The sequence below is a fragment of the Rhodospirillales bacterium genome, assembly GCA_014323865.1.
Classification (GTDB): domain Bacteria; phylum Pseudomonadota; class Alphaproteobacteria; order SP197; family SP197; genus SP197.
This window is the reverse complement of the sequence record JACONG010000016.1, coordinates 411,934-437,133: the sequence shown is the minus strand read 5'-3', so window position 1 is coordinate 437,133 and position 25,200 is coordinate 411,934. Positions and strand designations below refer to the sequence as shown.

At 66.1% G+C, this 25,200-nt stretch carries 25 protein-coding genes and 1 tRNA gene; 12 read left to right on the top strand and 14 right to left on the bottom strand.

The window, feature by feature from the left end:
* Window positions 1-15: 15 nt before the first annotated feature.
* From GDA49_11070 to GDA49_11050, 5 genes are all read left to right on the top strand, one after another.
* Window positions 16-1,341 carry a nucleotide sugar dehydrogenase gene (locus tag GDA49_11070; GenBank protein ID MBC6440923.1) on the top strand — a complete coding sequence of 442 codons (1,326 nt, stop codon included), beginning with the start codon at window positions 16-18 and terminating at the stop codon, window positions 1,339-1,341.
* A gap of 56 nt (window positions 1,342-1,397) precedes the next feature.
* Window positions 1,398-1,471 (top strand) — tRNA-Gln (locus GDA49_11065).
* Window positions 1,472-1,801: 330 nt separating this feature from the next.
* Complete coding sequence (locus tag GDA49_11060; protein MBC6440922.1) at window positions 1,802-2,506, top strand: ABC transporter permease; 705 nt, start codon at window positions 1,802-1,804, stop codon at window positions 2,504-2,506.
* 13 nt (window positions 2,507-2,519) lie between these two features.
* Window positions 2,520-3,266: an ATP-binding cassette domain-containing protein gene (locus GDA49_11055; protein ID MBC6440921.1), complete on the top strand. Its 747-nt coding sequence runs from the start codon at window positions 2,520-2,522 to the stop codon at window positions 3,264-3,266.
* A gap of 76 nt (window positions 3,267-3,342) precedes the next feature.
* Window positions 3,343-4,155: a substrate-binding domain-containing protein gene (locus GDA49_11050; protein MBC6440920.1), complete on the top strand. Its 813-nt coding sequence runs from the start codon at window positions 3,343-3,345 to the stop codon at window positions 4,153-4,155.
* A gap of 141 nt (window positions 4,156-4,296) precedes the next feature.
* On the opposite strand, the gene GDA49_11045 is transcribed toward GDA49_11050, so the two are convergent.
* Window positions 4,297-5,184, bottom strand: coding sequence for a helix-turn-helix transcriptional regulator (locus tag GDA49_11045; GenBank protein ID MBC6440919.1), 888 nt, complete (start codon window positions 5,182-5,184; stop codon window positions 4,297-4,299).
* Window positions 5,181-5,873 (bottom strand): GFA family protein, encoded by a 693-nt coding sequence (locus GDA49_11040; GenBank protein MBC6440918.1) that lies wholly within the window; start codon window positions 5,871-5,873, stop codon window positions 5,181-5,183. The genes GDA49_11045 and GDA49_11040 overlap by 4 nt, the downstream gene beginning before the upstream one ends.
* A 277-nt stretch (window positions 5,874-6,150) precedes the next feature.
* Between GDA49_11040 and GDA49_11035 the strand changes: the two genes are divergently transcribed.
* Complete coding sequence (locus tag GDA49_11035) at window positions 6,151-6,819, top strand: hypothetical protein (GenBank protein ID MBC6440917.1); 669 nt, start codon at window positions 6,151-6,153, stop codon at window positions 6,817-6,819.
* Here the strand turns inward: GDA49_11035 and GDA49_11030 are convergent, their stop codons facing one another.
* The 5 genes from GDA49_11030 to GDA49_11010 form a co-directional block, all read right to left on the bottom strand.
* Entirely contained in the window at window positions 6,820-7,197 is a 378-nt protein-coding gene (locus tag GDA49_11030) for a hypothetical protein (protein ID MBC6440916.1), read from the bottom strand. It abuts the gene before it with no gap.
* On the bottom strand, window positions 7,194-7,892 hold the full coding sequence (locus GDA49_11025) for a gamma-glutamylcyclotransferase (GenBank protein MBC6440915.1): 699 nt from the start codon (window positions 7,890-7,892) through the stop codon (window positions 7,194-7,196). Before GDA49_11025 ends, GDA49_11030 begins: the two co-directional genes overlap by 4 nt.
* The gene (locus GDA49_11020) at window positions 7,889-9,394 is read right to left on the bottom strand and encodes a M81 family metallopeptidase (GenBank protein ID MBC6440914.1); all 1,506 of its coding nucleotides are present in this window, start codon (window positions 9,392-9,394) and stop codon (window positions 7,889-7,891) included. Before GDA49_11020 ends, GDA49_11025 begins: the two co-directional genes overlap by 4 nt.
* A 304-nt stretch (window positions 9,395-9,698) precedes the next feature.
* The gene (locus GDA49_11015; GenBank protein ID MBC6440913.1) at window positions 9,699-10,649 is read right to left on the bottom strand and encodes a fatty acid desaturase; all 951 of its coding nucleotides are present in this window, start codon (window positions 10,647-10,649) and stop codon (window positions 9,699-9,701) included.
* 227 nt (window positions 10,650-10,876) lie between these two features.
* Window positions 10,877-11,659 (bottom strand): DUF427 domain-containing protein, encoded by a 783-nt coding sequence (locus GDA49_11010; protein MBC6440912.1) that lies wholly within the window; start codon window positions 11,657-11,659, stop codon window positions 10,877-10,879.
* Window positions 11,660-11,729: 70 nt separating this feature from the next.
* Between GDA49_11010 and GDA49_11005 the strand changes: the two genes are divergently transcribed.
* The gene (locus tag GDA49_11005; GenBank protein MBC6440911.1) at window positions 11,730-12,737 is read left to right on the top strand and encodes an agmatinase; all 1,008 of its coding nucleotides are present in this window, start codon (window positions 11,730-11,732) and stop codon (window positions 12,735-12,737) included.
* A gap of 111 nt (window positions 12,738-12,848) precedes the next feature.
* Here the strand turns inward: GDA49_11005 and GDA49_11000 are convergent, their stop codons facing one another.
* From GDA49_11000 to GDA49_10970, 7 genes are all read right to left on the bottom strand, one after another.
* The gene (locus tag GDA49_11000; GenBank protein ID MBC6440910.1) at window positions 12,849-13,898 is read right to left on the bottom strand and encodes an aromatic ring-hydroxylating dioxygenase subunit alpha; all 1,050 of its coding nucleotides are present in this window, start codon (window positions 13,896-13,898) and stop codon (window positions 12,849-12,851) included.
* 135 nt (window positions 13,899-14,033) lie between these two features.
* Window positions 14,034-14,945, bottom strand: a complete 912-nt coding sequence (locus tag GDA49_10995; protein ID MBC6440909.1) for a fumarylacetoacetate hydrolase family protein — start codon at window positions 14,943-14,945, stop codon at window positions 14,034-14,036.
* Window positions 14,946-14,966: 21 nt separating this feature from the next.
* Window positions 14,967-15,200, bottom strand: coding sequence for a hypothetical protein (locus GDA49_10990; protein MBC6440908.1), 234 nt, complete (start codon window positions 15,198-15,200; stop codon window positions 14,967-14,969).
* Between the two features lie 158 nt (window positions 15,201-15,358).
* Window positions 15,359-17,446, bottom strand: coding sequence for a hypothetical protein (locus GDA49_10985; GenBank protein MBC6440907.1), 2,088 nt, complete (start codon window positions 17,444-17,446; stop codon window positions 15,359-15,361).
* Complete coding sequence (locus GDA49_10980; GenBank protein MBC6440906.1) at window positions 17,443-20,166, bottom strand: DUF4159 domain-containing protein; 2,724 nt, start codon at window positions 20,164-20,166, stop codon at window positions 17,443-17,445. The genes GDA49_10985 and GDA49_10980 overlap by 4 nt, the downstream gene beginning before the upstream one ends.
* A gap of 2 nt (window positions 20,167-20,168) precedes the next feature.
* Window positions 20,169-21,059 carry a DUF58 domain-containing protein gene (locus tag GDA49_10975; protein ID MBC6440905.1) on the bottom strand — a complete coding sequence of 297 codons (891 nt, stop codon included), beginning with the start codon at window positions 21,057-21,059 and terminating at the stop codon, window positions 20,169-20,171.
* Window positions 21,060-21,083: 24 nt separating this feature from the next.
* Window positions 21,084-22,085, bottom strand: coding sequence for a MoxR family ATPase (locus GDA49_10970; protein MBC6440904.1), 1,002 nt, complete (start codon window positions 22,083-22,085; stop codon window positions 21,084-21,086).
* Between the two features lie 69 nt (window positions 22,086-22,154).
* On the opposite strand from GDA49_10970, the gene GDA49_10965 reads away from it, so the two are divergent.
* Genes GDA49_10965 through GDA49_10945 form a run of 5 tightly spaced genes read left to right on the top strand, consistent with a single transcriptional unit; the run spans window position 22,155 to window position 25,179 of the window.
* Window positions 22,155-22,703: a DUF1285 domain-containing protein gene (locus tag GDA49_10965; protein ID MBC6440903.1), complete on the top strand. Its 549-nt coding sequence runs from the start codon at window positions 22,155-22,157 to the stop codon at window positions 22,701-22,703.
* A 25-nt stretch (window positions 22,704-22,728) separates the two neighbouring features.
* On the top strand, window positions 22,729-23,277 hold the full coding sequence (locus GDA49_10960) for a CoA pyrophosphatase (protein MBC6440902.1): 549 nt from the start codon (window positions 22,729-22,731) through the stop codon (window positions 23,275-23,277).
* A complete protein-coding gene (locus tag GDA49_10955; GenBank protein ID MBC6440901.1) occupies window positions 23,277-23,552 on the top strand; it encodes a hypothetical protein in 276 nt (91 codons plus the stop codon). Before GDA49_10960 ends, GDA49_10955 begins: the two co-directional genes overlap by 1 nt.
* Window positions 23,539-24,768, top strand: coding sequence for a CCA tRNA nucleotidyltransferase (locus GDA49_10950; GenBank protein MBC6440900.1), 1,230 nt, complete (start codon window positions 23,539-23,541; stop codon window positions 24,766-24,768). Before GDA49_10955 ends, GDA49_10950 begins: the two co-directional genes overlap by 14 nt.
* 45 nt (window positions 24,769-24,813) lie before the next feature.
* Window positions 24,814-25,179, top strand: coding sequence for a hypothetical protein (locus GDA49_10945; GenBank protein ID MBC6440899.1), 366 nt, complete (start codon window positions 24,814-24,816; stop codon window positions 25,177-25,179).
* The last annotated feature ends 21 nt before the right edge of the window (window positions 25,180-25,200 follow it).

Here is a 25,200-nt window from a genome sequence, read left to right as displayed (position 1 = left end):
GGATAAAGGGCCGTCATGAACGAACTTCAGACCCGTATTGCCGAACGCGACGCCTGCGTGGCCGTGATCGGTCTGGGCTATGTCGGCCTGCCGCTGGTGCTTGCTGCGCATGATGCCGGCTTCCGCGTGCTCGGCTTCGACACCGATCCCGACAAGATCGCGCAGATCGCTGCCGGGACGAGCTACATCAAGCACATTCCGGCAGACCGCATTGCCGAACTGGCTGGTTCCGACCGATTTGATGGCACGGTCGACCCCGCGCGCCTGGCCGGTGCCGACGTGATCCTGATCTGCGTGCCGACCCCGCTCACGCTCAATCGCGAGCCCGACATGCGCTACGTCGAAGCGACCACGCGGACGATCGCCTCGGTGCTGCGGCCCGGCCAGCTGATCATCCTGGAGTCGACGACCTATCCCGGCACCACGGACGGGCTGATGAAGCCGATCCTGGAAGAGAGCGGGCTGCTCTCCGGCCAGGACTTCCTGCTGGCCTATTCGCCGGAGCGTGAAGATCCCGGCAACCAGGGCCACAGCACAGTCGAGATTGCCAAGGTTGTCGGTGGCGACGGCGCGTTGGCGCGCGACACGGCCTGCACACTCTACGGTGCGATCACGCGCGCGGGAACCATTCCGGTGACCGACAACAAGACCGCCGAAGCGGTCAAGCTGATGGAGAACATCTTCCGCTCGGTCAACATCGCGATGGTGAACGAGCTCAAGCTCGTCTACGGTGCCATGGGGATCGACATCTGGGAGGTGATCGAGGCGGCCAAGTCCAAGCCCTTCGGCTTCATGCCGTTTTATCCCGGACCGGGTCTCGGCGGGCACTGCATTCCGATCGATCCGTTCTATCTGACCTGGAAGGCGCGCGAGTTCGAGGTTGCGACCCGCTTCATCGAGCTGGCCGGCGAGATCAATACCGCCATGCCGCTCCACGTCACGCGCCGCCTTGCCGAAGAACTCGACCGCCGCTTCGCCCGCGGGCTGAACGGAGCGCGAATCCTGCTCGTCGGCATGGCCTACAAGAAGAACGTCGACGACATGCGCGAGAGCCCGGGGCTCAAGATCATGGCCCTGCTCGAGGATCGCGGCGCGATCGTCGACTTCCACGATCCGCACGTCGCCGTCATCGGCATCGTCCGCGAACACGCTGCGCTTTCGGGCCGCGAAAGTCTCTCCTGGGATGCGGCACTCAAGGGCGGTCACGATGCGGCGCTGATCGTCACCGACCACGACGATATCGATTATGCGGGCCTTGTTGCCGCGCTGCCGCTCGTGGTCGACACGCGCAATGCAACAAAATCGGTGAGCGGGACGCGCGACAGGATCGTGCTGGCCTGAACTCCGTGTGACCGCCTTGCGCCCGTCCCGGAATCCGGGTTACGAGGGCACCCGGTTGGGGCGTGGCCAAGCGGTAAGGCAACGGGTTTTGATCCCGTGATCCCTGGTTCGAATCCAGGCGCCCCAGCCAGTCCATTCCAATCGTCAGGTGTCCAGCGATCCTCCAGACTGCCGAGCGCAGATCGGACGAGAGACCTGCCTGCTCGCGACCGATGACGGCTGGGACGCGGCGTTCAACGAGATGCGCGCGATGGGCATGCCGATCCCCGGGGATCCGGCCAGGTGCGTGAATCCGCTCTGCATCCAAAGACTCGGAGCATAACCTGCATGACGACCTGTTCGGCGAGAATCAGGTTCCCTAGAGTGTATTCTTGCGTATTTTTCTGCTTCGATTACGGAATTTCGTCTGATCGTGGAAGGAAACCGGTGCCAGGATAGGTTTCTCCGCCGAGAGGGAACGATGCAGGATCTCGGCGGTGCCTTTGGCGAGGCCTTTCGGCTGATTGCGACGTTGGACGGCGACCTTGTGGAGATCGTCTCGCTGTCGCTGGGCGTCAGCCTGATGGCGGTTGGGATCGCATCACTTGTCGGCCTGCCGCTCGGGGCGGCGGTCGCGGTGACACGGTTTCCCGGGCGCCCGGCAGTGATTGCGGTGCTCAATGCCCTGATGGGCCTGCCGCCGGTGGTCGCCGGCCTGACCGTCTATCTGCTGCTCTCCCGCGCGGGACCGTTGGGCGAGCTCGGTTTGCTCTACACGCCCGACGCCATGGTCATTGCCCAGGCTGTCCTCGTGACGCCGATCGTTGCCGCCCTGGCGCGCCAGACCGTGGAGGATTTCCACCGCGACTACGACGAACAGCTCCGCGCCTTCGGGATCGGGCGGACAGGCACCATCGCGACCCTGCTGTGGGAGGCGCGGCTGTCACTTGTCACCGTGCTGCTGGCCGGCTTCGGGCGCGCCGTGGCCGAGGTCGGTGCGGTCATCATGGTCGGCGGCAACATCAACCACGTCACCCGCGTGATGACGACGGCCATCGCGCTCGAAACCTCGAAGGGTGCGCTCGATCTGGCGCTCGGACTCGGCATCGTGCTGCTGGTGATCGTGCTCGTCGTCAACGGCATCGCCGGCCTGCTGCGCCACGCAAGCACCGGTTCCCATGCCTGACGACACGTTCCCGATGGATGCTCCTGTCATCACGTCACCGCGGGGCGCCCTGCCGATCGACGGGCGGCGTCTCCGGTTGGTGCGCGACGGCCGCACCCTGGTCGACGACGTCGCGATCACGCTCGATGCACATCCGGGAATCACGGCGCTTCTGGGTCCCAATGGTGCAGGCAAGAGCCTTTTGCTGCGCCTGATGGCGGGTCTCATTGCGCCCGACGCCGGGTCGGTCACCTGGGCCGGGCGGGCACCGGACCGGCAGCGGGCGAGTCTCCTGGGCCTCGTGTTTCACAGGCCGGTGCTGTTGCGCCGCTCGGTCCTCGACAACGTGCGCTATGCGCTCAAGGCCGCGGGCGTCGCGCAAGCGCAGCGGCGTGATCGTGCCATGGCCGCACTCGAGATGGGCGGCCTTGCCCATCTTGCCGGCGGTCCGGCCCGTGTGCTGTCGGGCGGCGAGCAGCAGCGTCTCTCGCTGGTCCGTGCCCTTGCCGCCGTCCCTGAAGCGCTGCTGCTGGACGAAGCGACCGCCAATCTCGATCCGGCCTCGACGCTGGCGATCGAAACGCTGGTCCTGCAGGCGCGCGACACCGGCACCGCTGTGCTGCTTGTGACCCACGATCTCGCGCAGGCACGCCGCCTGGCCGACCGGGTCATCTACCTCCACGGCGGTCGATGCGAGGCGGATATCGCCGCCGACACCTTCTTCGCCTCACCGCCGACCGAACACGCCCGTGCCTTCGTGGAAGGCCGTCTGGTTCCCTAGAGCGGTTCCAACCAGGTGCGTGAAATCCGCTCTGCATCCAGGGACTCGGAGCAGGAACAGGAAAGGACCCCGACCCATGCGCCGTCATCTCATGGCTCTTGCCTGCCTGCTTGCGTCGGGCTTCGGCGAGAGTCTCGCCGAGGCGTCCTACATCATCGTCCAGTCGACCACATCGACACGGAACTCCGGCCTCTTCGATCACATCCTGCCCGTGTTTACGGCCGGGAGCGGCATCGAGGTCAGGGTGGTGGCGGTCGGCACGGGTCAGGCGATCCGGAATGCGGCGAACGGCGATGGCGACGTGCTGCTGGTCCATGCCACGGAGGACGAGGAGGCGTTCGTCGCCGCCGGCTTCGGCATGGCGCGTTTCGACCTGATGTATAACGACTTCGTTATCGTCGGACCGGCCGCCGATCCGGCCGGGGTCAACGGCATCAACGACGCGACGGCCGCTCTTGCCTTGATCGCCGCGGCGGAAGCGGACTTCGCCTCGCGCGGCGACGACTCGGGCACCCACAAGAAGGAGACGGCGCTCTGGCGGATAGCCGGAGTCGATGCCGCGGAGGCCAGCGGCACCTGGTACCTCGAGACCGGCTCGGGCATGGGTGCGACGCTGAACACGGCCAGCGGTCTCGGCGCCTACACCCTCACCGACCGGGCAACCTGGATCGCGTTCGCCAACAAGGGCGATCTCGTGATCCACGTCGCGGGCGACGACAGGCTTTTCAATCAGTACGGCGTGATCGCCGTGAACCCCGCGGTCTTCGACCACGTGAAAGCCGAGGAGGCCCGGGTCTTCGTCGACTGGCTGCTGTCGGATGCCGGACAGTCGGCCATTGCGTCCTATCGGCTCGACGGCCAGCAGCTCTTCTTTCCCAACGCGGAGTGATACCTCAATCCGTCATCGCCCCACGTGATGGAGCGATCCATCGACGATCCGACCGGGCCGCTCGAACCCGGGATGGATGCAGAGCGGATTCACGCAGTCAGTTGGAACCGCTCTGGCCGCGGCATGACGGCTGTGGTCGGGTCAGCGCCGCCCGTTGAACTGCACCGTTCCGGTGTCGCGGAGGTCGTAGCCGCCCAGTTCTGCGGCGCGTTCGGCGAAGCTCTCCGTGCGGGTGAAGGCGAAGAGCTTCTGCATCGGTTCCTCGAAATAGGCATGACGCCAGACGGCGAGGTCGAAGCGTTCGCGAGCCAGGGGCACGAAGCCGAGACCGAACTGCGTTGCCACGGCCTCGATCGCGAGGCCGGCGTCCGCCTTGCCGCCCGCGATGGCCTGAGCGATATCGGTCTCGTTGCGGGCCGGCGTGTCCAGCAGCGTCACGGCGCCGTCGAGGCCGGCCCTGGCCATCAGGTGTTCCAGGAGCATTTGGCTGCCTGCGGCCGCCTGACGCGGCAGGATGGTTCGGCCGGCGAGATCGGCGACGCCGGTGATCCCAAGCGGGTTCCCGGCAGCAACGACGAGACCCTGCTGGCGGCGCGCCCACGCGATCAGCACGACGGACGTCAGCCCCGGCGTGCGGGCGACATGAACCCGGTTCCAGCCGCCGTTCTCCGGCTCGAAAATATGCAGCCCCGCCGCCTGGGCCTGGCCGGAGGCGAGCTTGTCGAGCCCCGCGAGACTGCCCTCGCAGACCGTGGCGAGGCCCGAGCGGGACTCGCGCAGGGCCCAGTCGAGCAGCGGGTCGTGGCTTCCGGCAACGACAGGCGGCGACGGCCGCAACGCATCGGTATCGCCTGCGTATTCGGCGCTCCGATCGACCCAGGCCTCGATCATCCCGCGCGGGAACAACAGCTTGCCGGTCACCCGGCAGACAGGAATGCGACCCTCGGCAACAAGGTCATAGACCTTGCGCTCCTTGATACGCAGCAGGTCGGCGACCTCACGTGTCGTCAGGTAACGCTGCGTCGTCAAAGAAGCCTCAGCGTGTCGTGACGATCCTGCGTGTCGGGCCGGTTGTGGCCGAAGCGGAAGCAGGTGACGCCGTTCCACAGGGGCTGGATGACCTGGCCGCCGTGGCTCCGCATCGACGGGATGCGCACCTCATTGCCCGCGTTTGTGCTCATCGGCAGCCGCCAACAGGCGAGAGGGCAGGTCACCTTGCGGTGCCCGGCGTCGTAGCAGAGCCGGGCCACGCCGCGATGGCTGTCGTTCTCCCGTTCGTTCGAGAGCCGGAAGGGGAAGGCCGCATGGCTGAGCATATCGTCGGGTTCATACCAGCCCGTTCGCGATTCCCGGAAGATATGGCATTCGCTGCCCGTGCGGCCACCGGGATCGGCGCCGTCGTCCCGTGTCCCGACCGGGAACCGGGCGGCATCGGGCTTGCTGTCGACATCCTCGAAGACATGCGCGCCGCAGGTCTTGCAGAAATGACGGTGGGTGCCTTCCGACGAATCGCAGGTCGAGACGTTGTCGTCGCGATGTTGTCGATGCCACGCAGCAGCCGGAACCCGCTGCGAGCGACGACGGCATGAGTCGGACAGAGCGCGACCTGGAGCTTGCGGCAGATCGAGCGGTGGCCGTGGCAAGTGTCGTTGCGCGGGTGCGGTGCGCTCATGGCGGACGGCACCGCACAGTCCGCCGCCTGTGATCGTTTCGCTCATGATTTCCCGCATCCTTCGTGTTTCGGCAGGTCCCCGCCGGGATCGTAACAGTCTACGCGGTCTTCCCGGAAAATGTGGCGCGCGCTGGCGGGATCGTGACCCGGGTTCTGGCCGGGATTGAGCGCGGTCAGACGCTGACTCGTGATCTGCCGTTTGCGCAGCCAGGCAGAGAGATACTGTTCGTTACACCTTGACTCGTTACTCCGAGCGGTGTCAGGTTTGCCGGATAGAAACTCACAACCAACCCTCACAACCAACAGGGGAAAGGTAACTACCCATGAACAAGCTTCTTACATCTGTTGCAACCTGTGCCCTGTTTCTCACCGCCTGTGGCGGGGGGGGGGGGGGGGGGGGAGGATCGGGTGGAGCCCCAAGCATAACCTTTCCCGATGTCAGCAACCTTGAGTCGCCGCAGGTACTCCCCAGCGGCAGGGCCTCACTGACAGGGCATGTCGTCTTTAATGATGATGACGGAAATGATGATGATGACGGAAATGATATATGGGGGGATCTAACAATCGAGGCGAATTTCGATTCTGGAAAGGTAGACGTAAAGGCTAATAATTTCGCCGTCACTGGCAATCTAAGTAGGGGGCAGCGTACAGTAGTGACCTTTGACCGCAATTTCACCGGCACCCTTCGAGGGAAGGGTACGATCACACGTACCGACATCGAGAGTACGTTGGACGGCACCCTTAGACAGAGCGTTAATGTTCGGGACCGACGGTCGGGAGAGACCGTTACAATCCCCTGGGAATTGCATGTTGACTCGGACATGGATGGGAAGGTGTATGAAAAGGATGAGAAAATCCTGGTCCGGGGCGACGTAAACGGTTCCATGTCGGCAAATGTGAGCCAAAGTTTCCTTCGGCAATACAACATTGACCCATCATCGGTTGCAATACCAGATGGGCAAATTGACGGCGAGTTCTACGCCGAGGAATAGTCAAGGAAAAGTCCCGACAGAGACTATGACCTTATTGTTGTACGCAATGCCGACCATAACCCGTAGTTTTCTATTGACTTCGGGGAGCGGTGTTGCGTACCGCAACCAACCTGACAGAAAGGTAACCAACCATGTCGCCATCACCGGGCCGTCTTCCCAGCTTGGTGTCACCCAGACGAAGGCAACGGCGACAGCGCTGAGAACTGTGAAGGCGATGGCGGTGCAGATCGACAACGAGGCGGTCGTGACGACCCGGCCCAGAACGCGCGTCATCATCATGCCGGTGGTGAACATGATGTTGGAGAAGAGCAACAGCAGCGCGCCCTGCCACGGGATGTCGCCGCCTGGCCGGTCGCGGTCGTGCGCCGGACCGCTCACCGCGCGGCTCTGGTGCAGCGTTCGCGTTCGGCGCGGGCGGCCGTCAGGAGGTCGTGCATCGGCCCGCGCGTCTGACCCATCTCGATCAGCAGTTTCACCGTGTTCTCGAGATACTCGATGCAGGGGCCCAGCGGGCCCTCGGCACAGCCGATGTGATGGGCCTGGACCTCGAACGGCACCCGGTGGCCATAGCGCTCGTAGCCGGGATTGATGGCGAAGCTCATGGCGGGGACGGTGCGGTCACCGAGATCGGCCCGGACCCAGATCGGAATGTAGGCGCCGGCGATCATCTCGCGACGCCAGATCAGGAAGGTCTCCGACTCGACCTTGTCGGCCTCGATCCGGAGCGCCATGCCGCGGCAGGCTCCACCGGGCTCCAGCCCCAGCGTCAGCCCCGGGAACCCGGCATTGCCGCGCCCCAGGTGGGTCCAGAGATTGAAGCGACGATGCCAGCCCCGCACCAGGGCGGGGATGACCTCGGCGACGTCACAGGCCGGGTTCCACATCAGAGAGCCGAAGCCGAAGACATAGGCGTCGGTGCCCGGCGGATGCTGTTCCAGCATGGCGCGCCGGTTGGCCTCGCGGTCCTCGTCGGACAGCAGTTCGATCAGGCCGGCACCCTCGGCGGCCTTCAGATGGGGCGACAGTTCGCCCGAGGCGAGCGCCTCGCGGGACAGGTTGAACCGCTCGGTCATGACGCGGGGAACGTTGCCTCCGGATCGAACGGATACAAGGGCCTGCGGACGTTCCTGAAATCGAAACGCGTGAAATCGGGGGTGGCGAGCGCGCCGGAATCGCAGACGATGACCTTTTCGGCCAGCGGCTCGTAGGTGGCGCGGAAGTGCTGCATGGATTTCAGCGCCACGGTCTTCTTCATCCGGGGATCGATACCGTGGGCCAGGAACTGCTGCAGGTCGATGATCTGCATCAGGTTCGAGACGACCAGAATGTCGATGCCGTCGACCCGGAAGACGGCCGTGGGGCCGAAGCTTGTGGTCACGCCCGCCATCATCGGCCCGTCGAAGGTCATGACGCCGTCCGAGAGTGCGACGACATCGCCGGTCAGCAGGAGCGGCGGGCCGCCGAAGGCGGGATCGGTCCTGCCGCCGAGGTGAAGCGTCATGCGAACGCCGAGCCCGGCGGTGGTGAGGTCGGCGGCGGCGGCAGGGTCGTGGAGCGCGCCGAAACAGGCATCGTCGACACCCGCATCCAGCATTGCCTTCAGGAGATTCGTCGCGTCGCCATAGGCACCCGCGCCGGGGTTGTCGGCATAGTCGGCGATCACCAGCGGCTTGTTGCCGTGGTTGAAGCTGCGCGCGATCTCGGCCGCCTCGCCGACGCTGTAGTAGCGGTTGTTGACGACGTCGCGGGTCTCCCAGATCTCGACGATCAGCTCGTCTGCGATGGCCTGGAAGGCCGGGTCCTCGCCGTCGGCGGTGACGATCACGGTGGGGCCGACGTCGTGGATGTCGGACTGGTTGAAGCCGGCGTTGATCGAGATGTCGAGCACGCGCGGATCGGCCGCCATGTGGGCCGCGGCTTTGGCCTGCAGGCCGATCATCGGTTCGACATCGGTCCTTCCGCCATCCGCACCCTGCACCATGGGTGCGCGGGCGTAAGCCAGTCGCGGGCGGATCGCGCCCGCCATGGCGCGCTGCAGCAGGTCGCCTGCCTTCTTCGCGCGCTCGCGCATGTCGATGTGGGGATAGGTGAGATAGCTGCAGACGATCTCTACCATCGCGGCGAAATCCGGCCCGACATTGGCGTGGAGATCGAAGGTCGTGCAGATCGGCACGTCGGGCCCGGCGATGGCGCGGATGCGCCGGACCAGCTCGGTCTCCGCATCCTCGTGGCTTTCACTCACCATTGCACCGTGCATTGCGAGCGCAATGCCGTCGACCGGACCGTGCTCGCGCAAGCCGTCGAGGATCAGGCCGGTGAAGTGTTCGTAGGCTTCGTCGGTGACATGGCCCAGCGGATTGGCCGCCGCCGCCACCGTATGGATCAGCTCCCAGCCGTGTTCCCCGGCGGCGTCGATATAGCCGGCGGTCTCCGTGTTGGTGTCTTTAAGATGACTGACGACCTCGTCCTCGCCCCGGCAGCAGATCATGCGCTCGAATTCGGCGATATCGGTCTTCACCGTCGCGAATGTGTTGGTCTCGTGCATGAACTGCCCGGTCAGCACCCGGAAGGCCATCGGTGACTCCATTGCGGGGTTGTTGGCGTGGTGGAGCCGGAGGGTGTCACGGAACGGATGACGGTGTCATCAACGACCCTCCCCGACCTCCACAGTCATGCCCCGGTTCAGCCGTGGCATCCATGCCTGAGCGTTTCGGCAATGCCTGGTCTCGTCACGGGACTGCGGAATGGATGGCCCCATCGCGTGGGGCCATGACGGAATGACTGGAAGGAACGGAACCCCAACCCGTCGTGTCATCGCGGCCGAGGTCCCGGCTCGGCGCTCGCGTTGCTCGCGGGACCGGGATGACAGCTTCGGTCGCTTACCGGCCGCTCGCCCACTGGCAGCTGGCCCAGTACTCCTTGAAGAAGTGCCAGTAGCCGGGGATCAGGTGCCGGTGGCGCGGGGCGATCCTGTCGCAGGCCTCGTGGAGCCGGTGGAAGGGGATCGCCGGGAAGACATGGTGCTCGACGTGATAGGGCATCTGCCAGGCGAACCAGCGCACCAGTGCGTTGGTCTTCATGGTGCGCGTGTTTTCCAGCATGTCGGGCACATGCGGCAGCAACGTGTGTTCGGCCAGCAGGTAGAGCCGCAGCGTCCAGGCCGAGAGCACCATGGGCACGATCCAGTAGGTCAGCGGTGCCCAGCTCCGGAAGACGATCGCGGCGAGCGTGATCAGTCCGTAGCCCAGCAGATGGAGCCTGGCCTGCCGGATGCAGAGCCGCCGCTCGGTCCCGTCGGGAATGAAGCCGTCATCGATCCGGCCCATGGCATGGCGAAGAAGCGTGCGCAGCGCCGGGAGCCAGAACGACTTGAGGCCGGTCAGATAGAACAGGAATTCGAGCTTGCCGGTCGGCTTGGCCTCGCCCAGCTCCGGGTCCCCGCCTTCAATGTGGGTCTCGCGGTGATGCTCGAAGTGAAAATGGCGGAACCAGCGGAACGGCAGGAAGACGATGAAGCCCAGCACCGTGCCCACGGCATCGTTCAGTCCTTTCGTCCTGAATGGCGTCCAGTGCGTCGTCTCGTGGACACCGCAGAACAGGAAGGTGATGAGCACGCCCATCGCCATCTGCGCAGGGATCATCAGCCACCAGCGATCGCCAACCGCCCAGACCACGACACCCAGCGCCACGATGGCACCGACCTGCGTGCCGACCTGCACGAGCCCCGCAACATCCGACCGCTCCGACATCTGCCGAACCTCGGTGAACGAACAGATATCCTTACCGGCGGCGAACCCTTCCATGACGGCAGTGATGGCAGGGGAGGGCACGGGGTGCAAGGACTCGCCGACGTCCCTCTTCAATCGAACATGAGCGGCGATGTCGCCTGTCAACAGACCAAAACAATCGGCGTCGCCCCGGTCACGCAAGTGCCGGCCGGTGTTGTCGGCAGCGCCATGCGCCCGTCTTGTGATCGCGCTCTCACAACAGCCACGTCATTGCGGCCATGGTTCCCCCATGCGGCGATAGGATCTGAGTCTTTGGGTGCAGAGCGGATTCACGCAATGGCCTTTCCGTCGACCAGGATCGCGTCGACCTTCTCGGGGTAGAAGCAAAGGTAGTTGGCGATGCGCCGGACCTCATCGAGCGGTTCGGGATAGAACCACACCGCGTTCCCGACCGTCACCCCGCCGGCGCGGACGTGGTGATAGCTCGCCGTGCCCTTGTAGGGGCAGCCGGTGTGGAGGTCGGACGGCAACAGGGTGCCGGCCGTCACGTCCTCGCGCGGAATGTAGTAGCGCGGCACGTGGCCGGTCTCGAACAGGAACCGCGCGCGGGTCGTGCTGGCGACGGTCTTTCCACCGACGATCACCGCGACCGGCCGTCCGCTTTCGAGGATGTCGATCCGGACAAAGGGGTCGCGGGCGTGGATGAAGACCTCCTCGTCCTCCTCGTACCAGTGATCCAGCTTGTTCCAGCAGAAACCCAGGGCCCCGCCAAGATCGGCGACCTCGTCATAGGGCGTCTCGTAACTCCAGACGGCATTCTCCTCGGACCGGCCATCGGCGCTGAGCGTGTAGTAGCTCGCAGACCCCTTGAACGGGCAGCAGGTGCTGTGGTCGGTGCGCGTCAGGAGGCTCATGTCGGCATCCTCGCGCGGGATGTAGTAGAGCGCGATGTGGCGAGTCTCGCACACGACCGACGCACGCGTCGTGTCGAACACGGTGCGGCCCGCGAAGGTGGCCCGCACGCGCTTGGCGCTCGGCACGATATCGACCCTGTAGCCCGGATGGTCGGCATAGCCCGGTGCGTGATTGTCCCGCGCTTCGGCGGTGGCCATGGCGTCTCTCCCTGTTGGTGTTGCTGTGATTATGCTTAAGTTCACGCCACGCGACCATGTGGGGAGAGACATGAGCGACGACGATAACGACCAGGGAATTCCGGAAGCCCGCAAGCTGGCATGGGGCGCCGTCTACAAGCCGCGCTATGCCGGTGTGGCGACGTTCATGCGCCAGGATCTGCGCGAAGACCCGGAGCACTGGGACGGCATCGAAGTCGGTCTGATCGGGGTGCCGTTCGACGGCGGTGTCACGAATCGGCCGGGCGCACGCCACGGTCCCCGCAAGCTGCGTGACATGTCGTCGCTGATGGGGCGCATCAACCATCACACCAGGGTCAGGCCATACGACTGGGCGGTCTCGGCCGATCTCGGCGACGTGCTGATCGAGGGCGTCTACGATCTCGACCGCGCGATCGACGACATCGAGCAGTTCTACGCCAAGGTCGCGGCCGCCGGCATCATGCCGCTCACCGGCGGCGGCGATCATGCGATCACGCTGCCGATCATGCGGGCGCTCTCCAGGCATATGGGCGAGCCCCTCGGCATGGTGCATTTCGACGCGCACTGCGACACGGGGCCCGAGCTCTTCGGTCACAAGCACCATCATGGCGGGCCGTTCCGCTGCGCGGTCGAGGACGGCGTGCTCGATCCCGGGCGCACGATCCAGATCGGCATCCGTGGTCCGGCTGAGGTGCTGTGGGACTTCTCTTACGAATCCGGCATGACCGTGATCCACATCGAAGAGCTCTACGAGATGGGTATCGAGGCCACGATCGCGAAAGCCCGCGAGATCGTTGGCGACGGCCCGACCTATGTCAGCTTCGATGTCGACGGTATGGACCCGGTCTACGCGCCCGGCACCGGCACGCCCGAGGTCGGCGGCTTTACCACCTTCGAAGCCCAGCAGATGGTGCGCGGCCTGATGGGCATCAACATCGTCGGCGGCGACCTCGTCGAAGTCTCCCCGCCCTTCGATACCGCCGATGTCACCGCGCTCAATGGCATTCAGATGATGTGGGAAATCCTCTGTCTGATGGCCGACAGGATCGGCCGTGAGAAGGGACGGATCGAGGGCTAGAGCATATCTCGATCAGATCGAGTGAAGATGCTCCAAGTTATTGAAGCCGTGCGCGCCGCTCTGGCGACCGGAACGAACAGTTCCTGTTGCCGATGATCAGCCGCGGCCTGGTCATGCGGAGGTCCCCGGTTCGACAGGCGGCAGGTCCATTGCCTCGCGGACGAGGTGCTGGAAGAAGATGGTGCCGGGTTCCTTCTCGTCAGAGAGTTTGCCCGAGGTGTAGAGGCCCGCTTCGAGGTTCTTCTGGACCAGCTCGGAGACGGCCATGTCCTCGCCGATCACGATCCGGGAATCCTGCACGTAGTCGTCGCCGAAACGTTCCTCGCCCTCGGGAACCCAGTAGTAGGACTGGATGCGGATGCGGCCCGGGCCCAATGCCTCGACCTGTTCGATGTTGATCGCACGGTCGGAGTAGTGGAGCAGGATGGCCGGGAACTTGTAGATCCACAGGCCCGCACCGTCGCGCACGTCACCGCTGTAGCCGACATGAAAGCCGACGAACCCGCCGTTCCTGTAAGGACGGATATCTGCGCAAGCAACCGCCTTGTTGAGGCCCTCGTGCACGAAGGGCAGGTGGTAGCCCTCGCACGAGTTGTCGCCATAGGCCTTCCAGTCGCAGGCGCCGTCATGGGCGGTGACCGAATGGAAGGTGAAATCGGTGATCGCGGGATAGGGCGCAGTCACCTCGTTGACGTCGCCCATCCAGGCATCGAGCGGTGGTGCCTCGGGATCGAGGCAGACGAAGAGCAGGCCCTGCCAGGTGTCGACGCGGACGGGAAAGAGGCCGAACCTGCTCTTGTCGAGCGCCCTGGAGTCCGGAAAGCCCGGTGCGGTCCTGAGGCTGCCGTCGAAGCCGTAGAGCCAGCCGTGGTACTGGCAGCGCAGCGCCTGGCAGCGGCCGCTCTCGTCGGTGAAGAGCGGGCCTGCACGATGACGGCAGACATTGTGGAAGGCGCGCAGGCCGCCCTCGCGGTCCATCACGGCAAAGACCGGCCAGCCCGCCACGTTGCCCGTGACATAGTCGCCGGCGCGCTGGAGTTGCCCGGCGCGGCCGATCAGATGCCAGTGGCGGGCGAAAATATGACGACGCTCCCGGGCGAAGTGCTCGGGGTCGCGGTACCAGGCGGCGGGCAGGGTATCGATCAGGTCGGTGGCGTTCATGGCGTCTCTCCGTCGAGGGCTTCGTCGCCCGTCCCGGGCGCGGGATGTCGTCCGTCCCGGGCGCGGGATCAGGTGATCTTGCCCCGGGTCTCGACCGAATGCGTGCCCTGATGCTCATCCTGGTGCCCGAAGACCTCAAGTCGGTGCGGGATGGGGTCCCGGCTCGCGCCCGCTCGGTCGGGATGACACGGGGCGCGAGGACGACTCCGGCGCCACGACCTCGCTACGCTGCTCGCCCATGCCTTCGATGCCGAGGCTGACGATGTCGCCGGCCTTGAGGAAGACGCGCGGGTCCTTGCCCTGGCCGACGCCGGCCGGTGTGCCCGTAAGCACCACATCACCCGGTTCCAGCGTCATGAACTGGCTGATGAAGTGGATAAGGTGGGCAACGCTGAAGATCATGTCGGAAGTCGTTCCGTCCTGCATGCGCTCGCCGTTGACGTCGAGCCACAGCTTGAGGTTCTGCGGGTCCGGGACCTCGTCGGCGGTGACGAACCAGGGCCCGAGCGGGCAATAGGTGTCACCGGACTTGCCGAGGATCCACTGGCCGGTGCCCTTGGCCTGGAACGTCCGCTCGGAGACGTCGTTGGCGACGCAGTAGCCGGCCACATGGAACAGGGCGTCGGCCTCGTCGACATACTTGGTGCGCTTGCCGATCACGGCGGCCAGCTCGACCTCCCAGTCGGTGTGGCGGCTGTTGCGCAGCAGCACGATGGGGTCGTTGGGGCCGGTCAGACAGGTGTTCGGCTTGAAGAAGGCGATGGGTTCGGGCGGTGGCTCGGTGCCGAGCTCACGCGCGTGGTCGATGTAGTTGAGGCCGGCGCAGACGATCTTGCGGATGCCGCCCACAGGCATGCCGAACCGCGCATCCTCCTCGACCGGCGGCAGCGTCCCGGGCCGGATCGAACGGATGCGGTCGAGCGTGTGCTCCTCGAAGATGGGCCCGCGGATATCCTGCACATGCTCCTTGAGGTCGCGCAGCACGCCATCGGCGTCGATCATGCCGGGACGCTCCTTCCCGGCTTCGCCATATCGTACCAGTTTCATGTCTTCGCCCTCGCGTCACGTTCAGGTGGTAAGGCCGCCATCGACATTGATGGTCTGGCCCGTGATGTCGTCGTCATGCGCCGACAGGAACAGGATCGTCTCGCCGTCGTCAACCGGCGTGCCGATCCAACCCATCGGGATCGCGCCGGAATCGCCGACATCGCCGGGTGCGGCGACGGCGAGACGATCCTCCGGGGAGAGCTCGGCGATCACGCCCGCGTGTGTCTCGAAGCCCGGCAGGTCGTTGATCGCCACGCTGACACCGCAGCGCAGGTCGCCGTCACGGTGCCCAGGCCGATGCCCGAAGCGCCGCCTTGCAGCGCATCAACATTGAAACTGACGGATGTCAAGACATGCTAACCTGTCCGACGGGGACGACAAGAGGAGCAGCCCGACAGCGCCAGTGGGCGGAGTCAGCGACCTTCGGCGCGCCAGGCGGCGGCGAGACCGCCGACAAACAGGAGCAACGCCAGCCACGGCGGCAAGAGCGCCAGGGTGTCGATGCCGCGCACGAGATAACGGCTGTGATCGACGACACCGATCCAGCCGTTTCCGCTGAGATCGCGGTCCTGCGAGATGCGCCGCACGGTCGGCAGAGGATCGTCGGCCAGCCATATGATGCTGCCGCCCGAGGCGGTGACCACCGGCTCGATCAGAGCGGCGCTCGCGCGCGGGTCGCGCCATTCCAGCGGGTTGAGTTCGCCCGCGCTGACGACGGTCTCCAGTTCACCGTCGCTGATACGGAACAGCCCGGCTTCGCCGACCGGAACCTCGGCAGCCGCGCGTCCGGGCAGGCCGGGTTCGAGGATCACGGTCTCGGTGGTTCCCGACGGCGCGGTCACCTGGACCTCGAAACTGCGGTCCTCCATCGCCTGGCGCACGATCGAGAGCTGGTTGCCGACCACCGTTGCGGTGAGCGCATTCTCTTCGAGGTCAGGCTCCTTCATCAGCCAGTGCGCGATGCGGCGCAGCAGCTCCTGGCTTGGCCCGCCGCCTTCGTAGCCGCGCGACCAGAGCCACAGGTGATCGGACAGAAGCTCGGCGACACGCCCTTCGCCGACACGCTGGACGACCAGGAGCGGACGGTCCTCGATGCCGTTGAGCAGCACGTCGCCACCCTCGGCTTCGGCGCTGACAAAACGGAACCACGGCCCCCAGGCCGGCACCTCGCTTTCGATGCCATGCAGACCGGAGACGACGGGATGACGCAGGCCGCTATCGGTCGGCATCACATGATAACGCTGCTCGATCACCTCGCCCGTCGGAATCGCCGGCATCAGGTCGCCGAGGACCGTGGTGTGGAGGCCGAGCCGGGTCGCGAAGTCGGGCCCGGCCGAGACCATCATCGCGCCGCCCTCGAGCACGTGGTTCGCGATGTTGTGGAGGTAGATCTCCGGGATCACGCCGCGCTTGCGGTAGCGGTCGAAAACGATGAGGTCGAAGTCGTCGAGCTTGACCTCGAACAGCTCACGCACCGGGAACGAGATCAGGGACAGTTCGCGGATCGGTGTACCGTCCTGCTTCTCGGGCGGGCGCAGGATGGTGAAGTGCACCAGTTCGACCGAGGGGTCGGCCTTGAGCGTGTTGCGCCACACGCGCTCACCCGTGTGGACCTCGCCCGAAATCAGCAGGACCTTGAGGTTCTCGCGCACACCGTTGATCGCAAGCACAGCCGAGTTGTTGACTTCGGTCAGCTCGCCCTCGCGCGGCTCGACATCGAGCCTCACCACCGACTGGCCCGCACGATCCGGCAAAAAACGCATTTCGTAGCGTTCGCCGATCGGGACGTTGTGGGTGACCGGATCGGTGTCCGGCGCGGTCAGCGTGACGGGCACGACACCGGCCGGCGCGGCGCTGTCATGGACGCGGAAGACCAGCGTGACCGGCTTGTCGACGATGCCGTAGCGCGGTGCCTCAATCAGCTCGAGTCTGCGGTCGACCTCTTGTCGTGTCCCGGTCAGCAGGGCATGAACAGGCGCTTCGATGCCGATCGCCACCATCGACTCCGGGACGTCGTGGACGGCGCCGTCGGTAATCATGACGATACCGGAGACGGCATTGTGCGGCACGTCGGCCAGCGACCGGCGGATGGCGCCGAAGAGGTTCGTGCCGGAGCCGGGCAGGGTGCCTTCGCCGGCGGCCCGCGCGGGATCGATCTCGGCGACGCGAAGCTCGATGTTGGCGAGCCGGGCGAAGCGATCGGTCAGTGCCGCGAGGGCTTCGTCGGTCTGATCGGAGCGCCCCTCCACGGTCTGGCTCGACGAACGGTCGACCAGCACCAGAGCAACATCGGGCAGTGCTTCGCGGCGTTCCTCGACCAGCGAGGGATTGGTCAGCGCCAGCACGAGCGCGCCAATGGTGAAGCAGCGCCAGAATGTGCCCGGCGCGCCACGCACGAAGCCGTAGACCAGCAGCCCCGACGCGACGACACCGAAGCCGATCGCCAGCCCCAGCGGCAGAAGCGGATTGAGGACGATATCGGTGACGGTTGCCGCGCTCATTGACCCAGCCGCTCCAGGATCGTCGGCAGATGGACGGCATCGGCCTTGTAGTTGCCGGTCATGGCGTACATGGCGAGGTTGACGCCGAAGCGGAAGGCCATTTCACGCTGGCGTTCGCCACCCGGCACCACGGGGTAGAGCGGCTGCAGGTCGTCGTTCAGCGCCCAGGCCGAGGCCCAGTCGTTGCTGCCGATGACAATCGCGGAGACGCCATCGTTGAGCCCACCGGGATGCTGCTCGACCCAGACCGAGCCGCCGTCCCAGCGGCCCGGGAAGCCGGTGAGGAGATAGTAGGCCTGGGTCAGCACATGGCCCTGGGGCACGCGCATCAGGGCGGGAATGTTGAGGCCGCCCAGGAGCTCGGGAAGGCGCGCGGCGTTGGGGCCGGTGCCGGTGACGCCCTGCATTTCCCGATCGGCATCGCGGGTGTCGATGACGAGAATGCCGCCCGCCGCCAGATAGGCGTCGAGTCTGGCCTTGGCGACGCCCGACGGCACGGGCTGGTCGAGCGTGATCGGCCAGTAGATCAGCGGATAGAGGATGAGGCCGTCGGTCTCGACCTCGATCGCCACGGGATCGCCCGGTTCCACGGAGGTGCGAGCGGTCAGCATCATGCCGAGACCGCGCAACCCGGCGAACGAGATGCGATCGACCTGGCTGTCGCCAGTTTCGATGTATCCGAACCGGACCTCCAGCGCAGCGACGGGGATGCCGTCCCCGTTCAGCTCCTCCTCCGCTTCCGCCATGCCGGGCAGGATGGACAGGAACAGCAGCGGAATGGCCGCAAGTCTTGTGCCCGTGACAAGGCCGGGCACCAGCCCGCGCAGGGCCATGCTGGCGTAGATCTCGGCGAGGGCGAGCAGGGCCGCCAGGCCCAGGATGATCGGCCGGAGATCGAACTCCTCCTGGCGCTCGAAGCCGGTCACCGCGACCTCGGCCGGCGGCACCAGGGCTTCGGGTTCGGGGATTGCGGGACCCAGGTTCAGCGTTCGCCGCAGGTCCAGCGTACCGTAGAGGCCGGGCGGCGTGGCGGGGCTGGGCACGGCCTCGGTGAAGGCGCTGGCCGTAATCGCGGTCGCCGTGACCGGGGGCGGACCGAGCACACCGAATCCGGTCAGGGTCCGGATGGCCGGCAGCGGCTGGTCGCCGAGTTCGGCGGCCGTGCCCTGCGAGAGATCGACCAGGCGCTTCAGCATGGCGGCGAAGAGGCCCGAGATCGGCAGGTTGGTCCACTGCGTATTGGCCGAGGTGTGCACCAGCACAAGCCAGCCGTCGCCCCGGGGCTCGGCCGTCACCAGGGGCGTACCGTCGGTCAGCCGCGCCCATGTCTTGGATGTCAGGTCGACGCTGGGCTCGGCCAGCACCTGGCGATCGACCAGGACGTCGGGCGGCGGCTCCAGGCCGGCGAAGGGCGAGGTCGGGTCGAAGGGCGCGACACGCTGCGCGCTCGCCCAGCTCATGGCCCCGCCGAGAGCCCGGTCACGCCCGCGGATCTCGACCGGCACGAGGTCATCGCTTTCCCGGGAGAACTCAGGCCCGGCAAAGCGGATCAGCACACCGCCGTCCTCGATCCAGCTCTTCAGCGCGGGCCGTTCCGTGTCGGCGATGATGCCAACATCGGCAAGGAGGATCACGGCAGGCGGATTGGCGAGCAGTACATCGAGCGGTGCGGCGCGCGTCTCCGCGGAAGTCTCAAGCGCACGTTCGACATAGAAGGCGGGCGACAACAGCGGCTGCCGGCTCTCAATGTCGCCACCGGCCACGAGACCGACCGGCGGACGTTTCCAGCGCTGGTCCAGCAGGATGACCGCGGCGGCCGTCGGTTCGTTCTCGATCTCAAGGCGGGCGATCCCGTTGCGCAACGCGATCGGGACGGTGAGAGCGGCCCCGGCATCACCGGCTCCGGAAGCGAAGACGAGCTCCTGGCGGGCGACAAGATCGCCCTTCTCGTCGGTTGCGGCGACCCAGACACTGCGTTCGGGGCCGGTTCCGGCGCGCCGGGCCTGCAGAACCAGCGCACCGTCCCGGTCCTCCGGCGGCATGAGGGCAAGAGCTGCGGCCGACTGGCGGTTGCTCATGATGGTGACGGTGCCGAGGCTCTGCAGCGTCTCAAGGAAATGGCTGTCGCCGTCGGTGGCGACACCGTCGGTGACCCAGAAGATCTGCGACACGCTCTCCAGGCCTGTCATGCCGTCAGCCGCGGCGGCGCGATCGGTCGGCCAGGGCAGGGGCGTCAACGCGCCGATCAGGCGTTCCGCATCGGCCGGCATCACGAGGCCGCTGTGCTCCATCGGTGCGTCCGCCTCGCGCGGTGCGGTCGTCATCAGCGCGACCGAACGGCCCTGACGTTCGGCGAGCGACATCAGATTGCGCAGCGCTGTCATGCGCTCGGTCCAGTCGCGCGCCGAGGCCCAGCCATCGTCGAGCACGACCAGCATGTCGCCGGGCGCGAGCGTCCGGTGGGACGGATTGAGCAGGGGGTGACTGACCGCCAGGATCAGCAGCGTGACCAGCGCAATCCGCAGCAGGATCAGCCAGAGCGGAGTCGACTGGGCGGCACGTTTGTCGGTGTCGAGGCCGAACAGCAGCCGGATCGCCGGGAACGACACACGCCGCGGCATGGGCGGCACAACCTTGAGCAGCCACCAGAGCAGCGGCACCAGCGCAAGGGCGATCAGCGCCCAGGGAACGACGAAGGCGAGCGGTCCGAGCGTGGCCATGGTCAGGTCACCTGGCCTGCGAGATCGACATAGAGCGGCAGCAGGGCCGCCTGCGGCGAGGCGTCGGTGTGGTGCGTCGTGAACGACCAGCGCACCGAACGCGCGATCCGTGCCAGCTCCTCGCGATGAGCGTTCATCCGTCCGACATAGTCCTGGCGCAGCGCCTCGGCCCGGCTCGCCAGCATGGTGCCTTCGTGTTCCAGCCCGTCGAACAGGATGCGGCCCGCATAGGGCAGGGTCTCTTCGGCCGGATCGAGCACCTGGACCAGATGCCCGGTGACGCCGAGACCGGCGAAGTGCCTGATCATGCGGTCGAGATCCTCGAGCGGCTCAAGAAAGTCGCCGAGCAGGACGAGCTGGGCATGTTTGGGCAGGATTTCGAGCGGCGGCAGGCTGCGCGGAGCGCCCTCGGCATTGCGCATCAGGCTGGTGGCCAGCCGGGTCAGCGCCGCACTCCCTGTGCGCGGACGACGATCGACGCCGAGCAGCGCGATGTTCTCGTCGCCACGAACCAGAAGGACCGCAAGCGCCATGAGGATCAGGCGGGCGCGTTCCATCTTGGAGACGTCGGCAAGGCGCGAACCGAACTGCATTGATGCCGAGCCGTCGGCCCAGAGCCAGACGCTCTCGGCCGCCTCCCACTCGGTTTCGCGCACGTAGAGCCGGGTCGACTTGGCCGAGGCGCGCCAGTCGATCATGGTCGCCGCATCGCCACGCTCATAACGCCGGAACTGCCAGAACGTCTCGCCCGGACCGACGCGACGGCGACCGTGCACGCCTTGGGCGACGATCGCCGCGACGTGTTCGGCCTCCACCAGCAGGGGCGGCAGACGGGCGACGAGCTGTTCGGCGCGCCGTCGGAAGCTGACGGCGGTTTCAGCCACAGCCGTGATCCAGGGGGTTCATGAAACGGAAGCTCAAGCCAGCGGAGCCTTCAGGCGCTCGATCACCTGATCGACGGTCGTGCCGTCGGCGCGGGCGGCGAAGGTCAGTGCCATGCGGTGGCGCAGCACGGGGCCGGCAAGCGCGACGACATCGTCGATCGACGGTGCGAAACGGCCGTCGAGCAGCGCCCGGGCGCGAACTGCCAGCATCAAGGCCTGGCTGGCGCGGGGGCCGGGGCCCCATGCGATCTCCGTCGCGCTGTCGCTCTCGTTGGGCCGGCCCGAGCGGGCGAGCGACAGGATCGCTTCGACCACGCTCTCGCCGACCGGAATGCGGCGAACCAGTTGCTGAGCCGCCATGAGCTGGTCGCCGTCGAGCACCTGGCTCGGGCTTTCCTCGCCCGCACCGGTCGTGACCACCAGCATCTCGCGCTCGGCGTCGCGGTTGGGGTAGTCGACGTCGATCTCCATGAGAAAGCGATCGAGCTGGGCTTCGGGCAGCGGATAGGTGCCTTCGAGCTCCAGCGGATTCTGGGTCGCCAGCACGTGGAACGGTTCGGGCAGCGGGTGGCGCGTGCCGGCAACCGAGACGTCGCGCTCCTGCATGGCCTGCAGCAGCGCCGACTGGGTGCGCGGGCTGGCGCGATTGATCTCGTCGGCCATGAGCAACTGGCTGAACACCGGACCCTGGATGAAGCGGAAGGCGCGTCGGCCGGTGTCCGACTCCTCCAGCACCTCCGAACCCAGGATATCGGCCGGCATCAGGTCAGGCGTGAACTGGACGCGCTTTTCCTCGAGGCCCATGACCGTGCCGATGGTTTCAACCAGCTTGGTCTTGCCCAGGCCCGGTACGCCGATCAGCAACGCATGGCCGCCGGCCAGCAGAGTGATCAGCGTCTGCTCGACAACCGTATCCTGACCGAAGATGACACGACCAACGGCTGCGCGTACCTCGGCGAGTGCCGCGCCGATGCGGTCAATTTCTGCCGTAAGATCGGATGTGTCCTGAAGCGGGCTGTTATGGGGTTCGGCCATGTTTCTTCCCGGATACGTGAACGCGCGTATATTAACAAAGCGTTTGACAATACGGTGTCCCGCCCTGCCATGACCGGTACAAATGCCTGTGAGCATGACGAAACGATGGCCGAGGCGGGTGCGGCGGGGGATATGCGTCGGCTGTTTACGGCCGACATCGACATCAGGATCGCCCGTGACGGCACCTGGTATCACGAAGGTCGTGCGATCCGCCGCAAGCCGCTGGTCAAACTTTTCGCGAGCATCCTCAAACGCGGGAGCGATGGCGAGTTCTATCTCGAAACGCCGGGCGAAAAGCGCCGCATCGTCGTCGAGGACGCGCCTTTCGTCGCCGTGGAGGTCACCGTCTCGGACGGTGAGGTCAGGTTCCGCACCAATGTGGACGACGAGATCGTGGCCGATGAGGAGCATCCGGTCCGCGTCGTGTTCGATCCCGAGACTGGCGAACCCGCGCCCTATGTCATGGTGCGTGACGGGCTGGAGGCGCTGATCGCACGATCGGTCTACTATGAACTCGTCAATGCGGGACGCCTCGCCGAATGCGACGGGAGCAAGGTCCTGGGCATCGACTCCCGCGGCGTGTTCTTTGTTCTGGGCGAGACCGGCGATGAATTGTGACGACGTGCTGGCGGCGCTGAGCGCGATGCCGGCACCCAGGCTCGAAGCACCCCGGTCCGACTGGGAGGACGGCCCGGCCGAACGCCGCGCTGCGGTGCTCGTTCCGCTCGTGATGCATGATGACGGGCTGACCGTGCTTTTCGGCCAGCGGTCCAAGGCCCTAAAACGCCATGCGGGCGAGGTGGCCTTCCCCGGTGGCCGGATCGAGTCCGGGGAGGGCGAGGTCCAGGCGGCCTTGCGCGAAGCCGAGGAGGAGGTCGGGCTCGTGCCGGCCCAGGTCGAGGTCGTGGCGCGGCTCGATACCCATCGCGCCGGTTCGGGCTATGTCATTGCGCCTCACGTCGGGTTTGTCGCGCCGCCGTTGGCCCTGGTGCCCGACGGGACGGAGATCGAGGATGTCTTCGAGGTACCGTTGGGGTTCCTGCTGGATCCCGCGAATCACCGTCGCGAGAGCATCTACTGGCGCGGCGCCGATCGGTGGTACAGCGTGTTTGAGTATGGCCCGCGCTATATCTGGGGGGCCACCGCGACGGTCCTGGTCAATTTGCTCGAAGTCCTCAGGGGTGAACGTTGATGCGCTTTTTGCTGCCCGTCCTTCTGATTGCCCTGCCGCTGATCAGCTATGTCGTTTGGTACGGCTACGCCTGTCGCGCCGCCATTCGGACGGGCCAGCGTAGTCCGGGCTGGCGCGAGGTGCCGTGGACCTGGATTGCGATCGGCACGCTGGCATCGGCCGTTCTCGCGCTGATTGCGATCGGCTTTCTCGAAGGAGCCCACGACACGGCGATTCTCGAGCGGCCCGCGGTTCAGGAGGAGGTCGAGGTGATGCCTGACGATGCCGCCGACTGAAACAGCCCTCGAACGCATCGCTTTGCCGCCACGTCTGTCCGACAGCGCGGCGCGCAAGGTCGTGGCAGCGCTGACAGCGGACGGGTCGGAGGTGCGCTTCGTCGGCGGATGCGTGCGTGACGCGATCCTGGGCCGCGAGCTGGACGATGTGGATTTTGCCACACCCGACCGGCCCGAAACGGTGATGGCCCTGCTCGAAGCAGCAGGGATCAAGGCTGTCTCCACGGGGCTCAAGCACGGCACGGTCACGGCGGTAGCGTCGGGGATGCCGTTCGAGATCACCACGCTCAGGCTCGACGTGGAGACCGACGGACGTCATGCCGAAGTTACGTTCACCGACAGCTTCGAGGCGGATGCGGCGCGGCGCGACTTCACCTTCAATGCCATGAGCATGAACGCCGACGGTGATCTCTTCGACTATTTCGGCGGTCGGGCCGATCTCGATGCCGGCCTGGTGCGTTTCGTCGGCGTGGCGTCCGAGCGTGTTGCCGAGGACTATCTGCGTGTGTTGCGTTACTTCCGGTTCCTCGCCCGCTATGGCCGCGGCGCGCCCGACGAGACGGCGGTCGCGGCCTGCCGAGACAGTGCCGACCGGCTCGGGCGTCTTTCTGCTGAACGGGTACAGGCCGAACTTCTGAAGATCCTCGTTGCGCCCAACCCTGTTCCGGCCCTCGGCCTGATGGCGGAAACCGGCGTTCTCGCTGCCGTCCTGCCCGAGGCCGAATCGACCGAGAGCCTTCTTGCTCTGACCGGCGTGGACGATCGTGATCCGCTCCGTCGTCTTGCCGCGCTGGCACCCCATGGCGGCAGCGGGATCGCCCGGCGGCTGAGACTCTCCAACGCGCAGGCCGAGCGGCTCGCCGCAATGTCGCCGCCGGTCCGCGCCATGATGCCGACCATGACCGACGTCGAACAACGTCAGGCGCTCTACGATCTGGGCGTGGATCTGGTCCGCGACCTCATCTTGCTTGCCTGGGCCGGCGATCGCGGGGGGCATGCAGACCGCTGGCGGGCCATGCTTGATCATGCCGGAACTTGGCAGCGACCGGTCTTTCCGATACGGGGCAGCGACGCCATCGCTGCCGGGATTCCTGCCGGTCCGGCCGTCGGCGAGCTTCTTGGCATGGTGGAGGGCTGGTGGCGCGAGCAGGACTTTGCACCCGGACGTCAGGACTGCCTCGATCGGCTGCAGGTGCTGGCGGCAGAGCAGGTTTGACGCAGCGCAATGGACGGTGGCGATGGACCTGATATGGAAACGTCCATGACCTGTTCGCATCGCCTTCGCCTGACCTTTGCGCTGTGGTTCGCGCTCGCGACATTCGCCGCGCCGGTGATCCACCTTGCGGCCGATCAGGTGAACACCGACAGCCCGCTTGCGGCGTTGCTCGTCACCTGTCTTTCCGACAACGAGGCAACGGACGACGACGAACCGCTCCAGCACGGCATGGCTTGCCACGCCTGTGCCGCCGGCTGCGCGGGCGGATGCGGTCTTGCCTGTACGCCATCGATGCCATCGATAGAGACGGTCTTGCCTACCAGCAGCGCGACGCTGGAGCCCGGTGCCGCTGAGATCATCCCGAACGCCATCGCCGGAACAGCGCGGGCGCGTTCGCCGCCCTTGGCCTGACGACCCTACCGATCGTGTCTT

What these genes read in the sequence shown, in the direction of transcription:
- GDA49_11070 (MBC6440923.1), top strand. Translation starts at nt 16, where the DNA reads ATGAACGAACTTCAGACCCGTATTGCCGAACGCGACGCCTGCGTGGCC.
- GDA49_11060 (MBC6440922.1), top strand. Translation starts at nt 1,802, where the DNA reads ATGCAGGATCTCGGCGGTGCCTTTGGCGAGGCCTTTCGGCTGATTGCG.
- GDA49_11055 (MBC6440921.1), top strand. Translation starts at nt 2,520, where the DNA reads ATGGATGCTCCTGTCATCACGTCACCGCGGGGCGCCCTGCCGATCGAC.
- GDA49_11050 (MBC6440920.1), top strand. Translation starts at nt 3,343, where the DNA reads ATGCGCCGTCATCTCATGGCTCTTGCCTGCCTGCTTGCGTCGGGCTTC.
- GDA49_11040 (MBC6440918.1), bottom strand. Translation starts at nt 5,873, where the DNA reads ATGAGCGAAACGATCACAGGCGGCGGACTGTGCGGTGCCGTCCGCCAT.
- GDA49_11035 (MBC6440917.1), top strand. Translation starts at nt 6,151, where the DNA reads ATGAACAAGCTTCTTACATCTGTTGCAACCTGTGCCCTGTTTCTCACC.
- GDA49_11025 (MBC6440915.1), bottom strand. Translation starts at nt 7,892, where the DNA reads ATGACCGAGCGGTTCAACCTGTCCCGCGAGGCGCTCGCCTCGGGCGAA.
- GDA49_11020 (MBC6440914.1), bottom strand. Translation starts at nt 9,394, where the DNA reads ATGGCCTTCCGGGTGCTGACCGGGCAGTTCATGCACGAGACCAACACA.
- GDA49_11010 (MBC6440912.1), bottom strand. Translation starts at nt 11,659, where the DNA reads ATGGCCACCGCCGAAGCGCGGGACAATCACGCACCGGGCTATGCCGAC.
- GDA49_11005 (MBC6440911.1), top strand. Translation starts at nt 11,730, where the DNA reads ATGAGCGACGACGATAACGACCAGGGAATTCCGGAAGCCCGCAAGCTG.
- GDA49_11000 (MBC6440910.1), bottom strand. Translation starts at nt 13,898, where the DNA reads ATGAACGCCACCGACCTGATCGATACCCTGCCCGCCGCCTGGTACCGC.
- GDA49_10995 (MBC6440909.1), bottom strand. Translation starts at nt 14,945, where the DNA reads ATGAAACTGGTACGATATGGCGAAGCCGGGAAGGAGCGTCCCGGCATG.
- GDA49_10985 (MBC6440907.1), bottom strand. Translation starts at nt 17,446, where the DNA reads ATGAGCGCGGCAACCGTCACCGATATCGTCCTCAATCCGCTTCTGCCG.
- GDA49_10980 (MBC6440906.1), bottom strand. Translation starts at nt 20,166, where the DNA reads ATGGCCACGCTCGGACCGCTCGCCTTCGTCGTTCCCTGGGCGCTGATC.
- GDA49_10970 (MBC6440904.1), bottom strand. Translation starts at nt 22,085, where the DNA reads ATGGCCGAACCCCATAACAGCCCGCTTCAGGACACATCCGATCTTACG.
- GDA49_10965 (MBC6440903.1), top strand. Translation starts at nt 22,155, where the DNA reads ATGACCGGTACAAATGCCTGTGAGCATGACGAAACGATGGCCGAGGCG.
- GDA49_10960 (MBC6440902.1), top strand. Translation starts at nt 22,729, where the DNA reads ATGCCGGCACCCAGGCTCGAAGCACCCCGGTCCGACTGGGAGGACGGC.
- GDA49_10955 (MBC6440901.1), top strand. Translation starts at nt 23,277, where the DNA reads ATGCGCTTTTTGCTGCCCGTCCTTCTGATTGCCCTGCCGCTGATCAGC.
- GDA49_10950 (MBC6440900.1), top strand. Translation starts at nt 23,539, where the DNA reads ATGCCGCCGACTGAAACAGCCCTCGAACGCATCGCTTTGCCGCCACGT.
- GDA49_10945 (MBC6440899.1), top strand. Translation starts at nt 24,814, where the DNA reads ATGACCTGTTCGCATCGCCTTCGCCTGACCTTTGCGCTGTGGTTCGCG.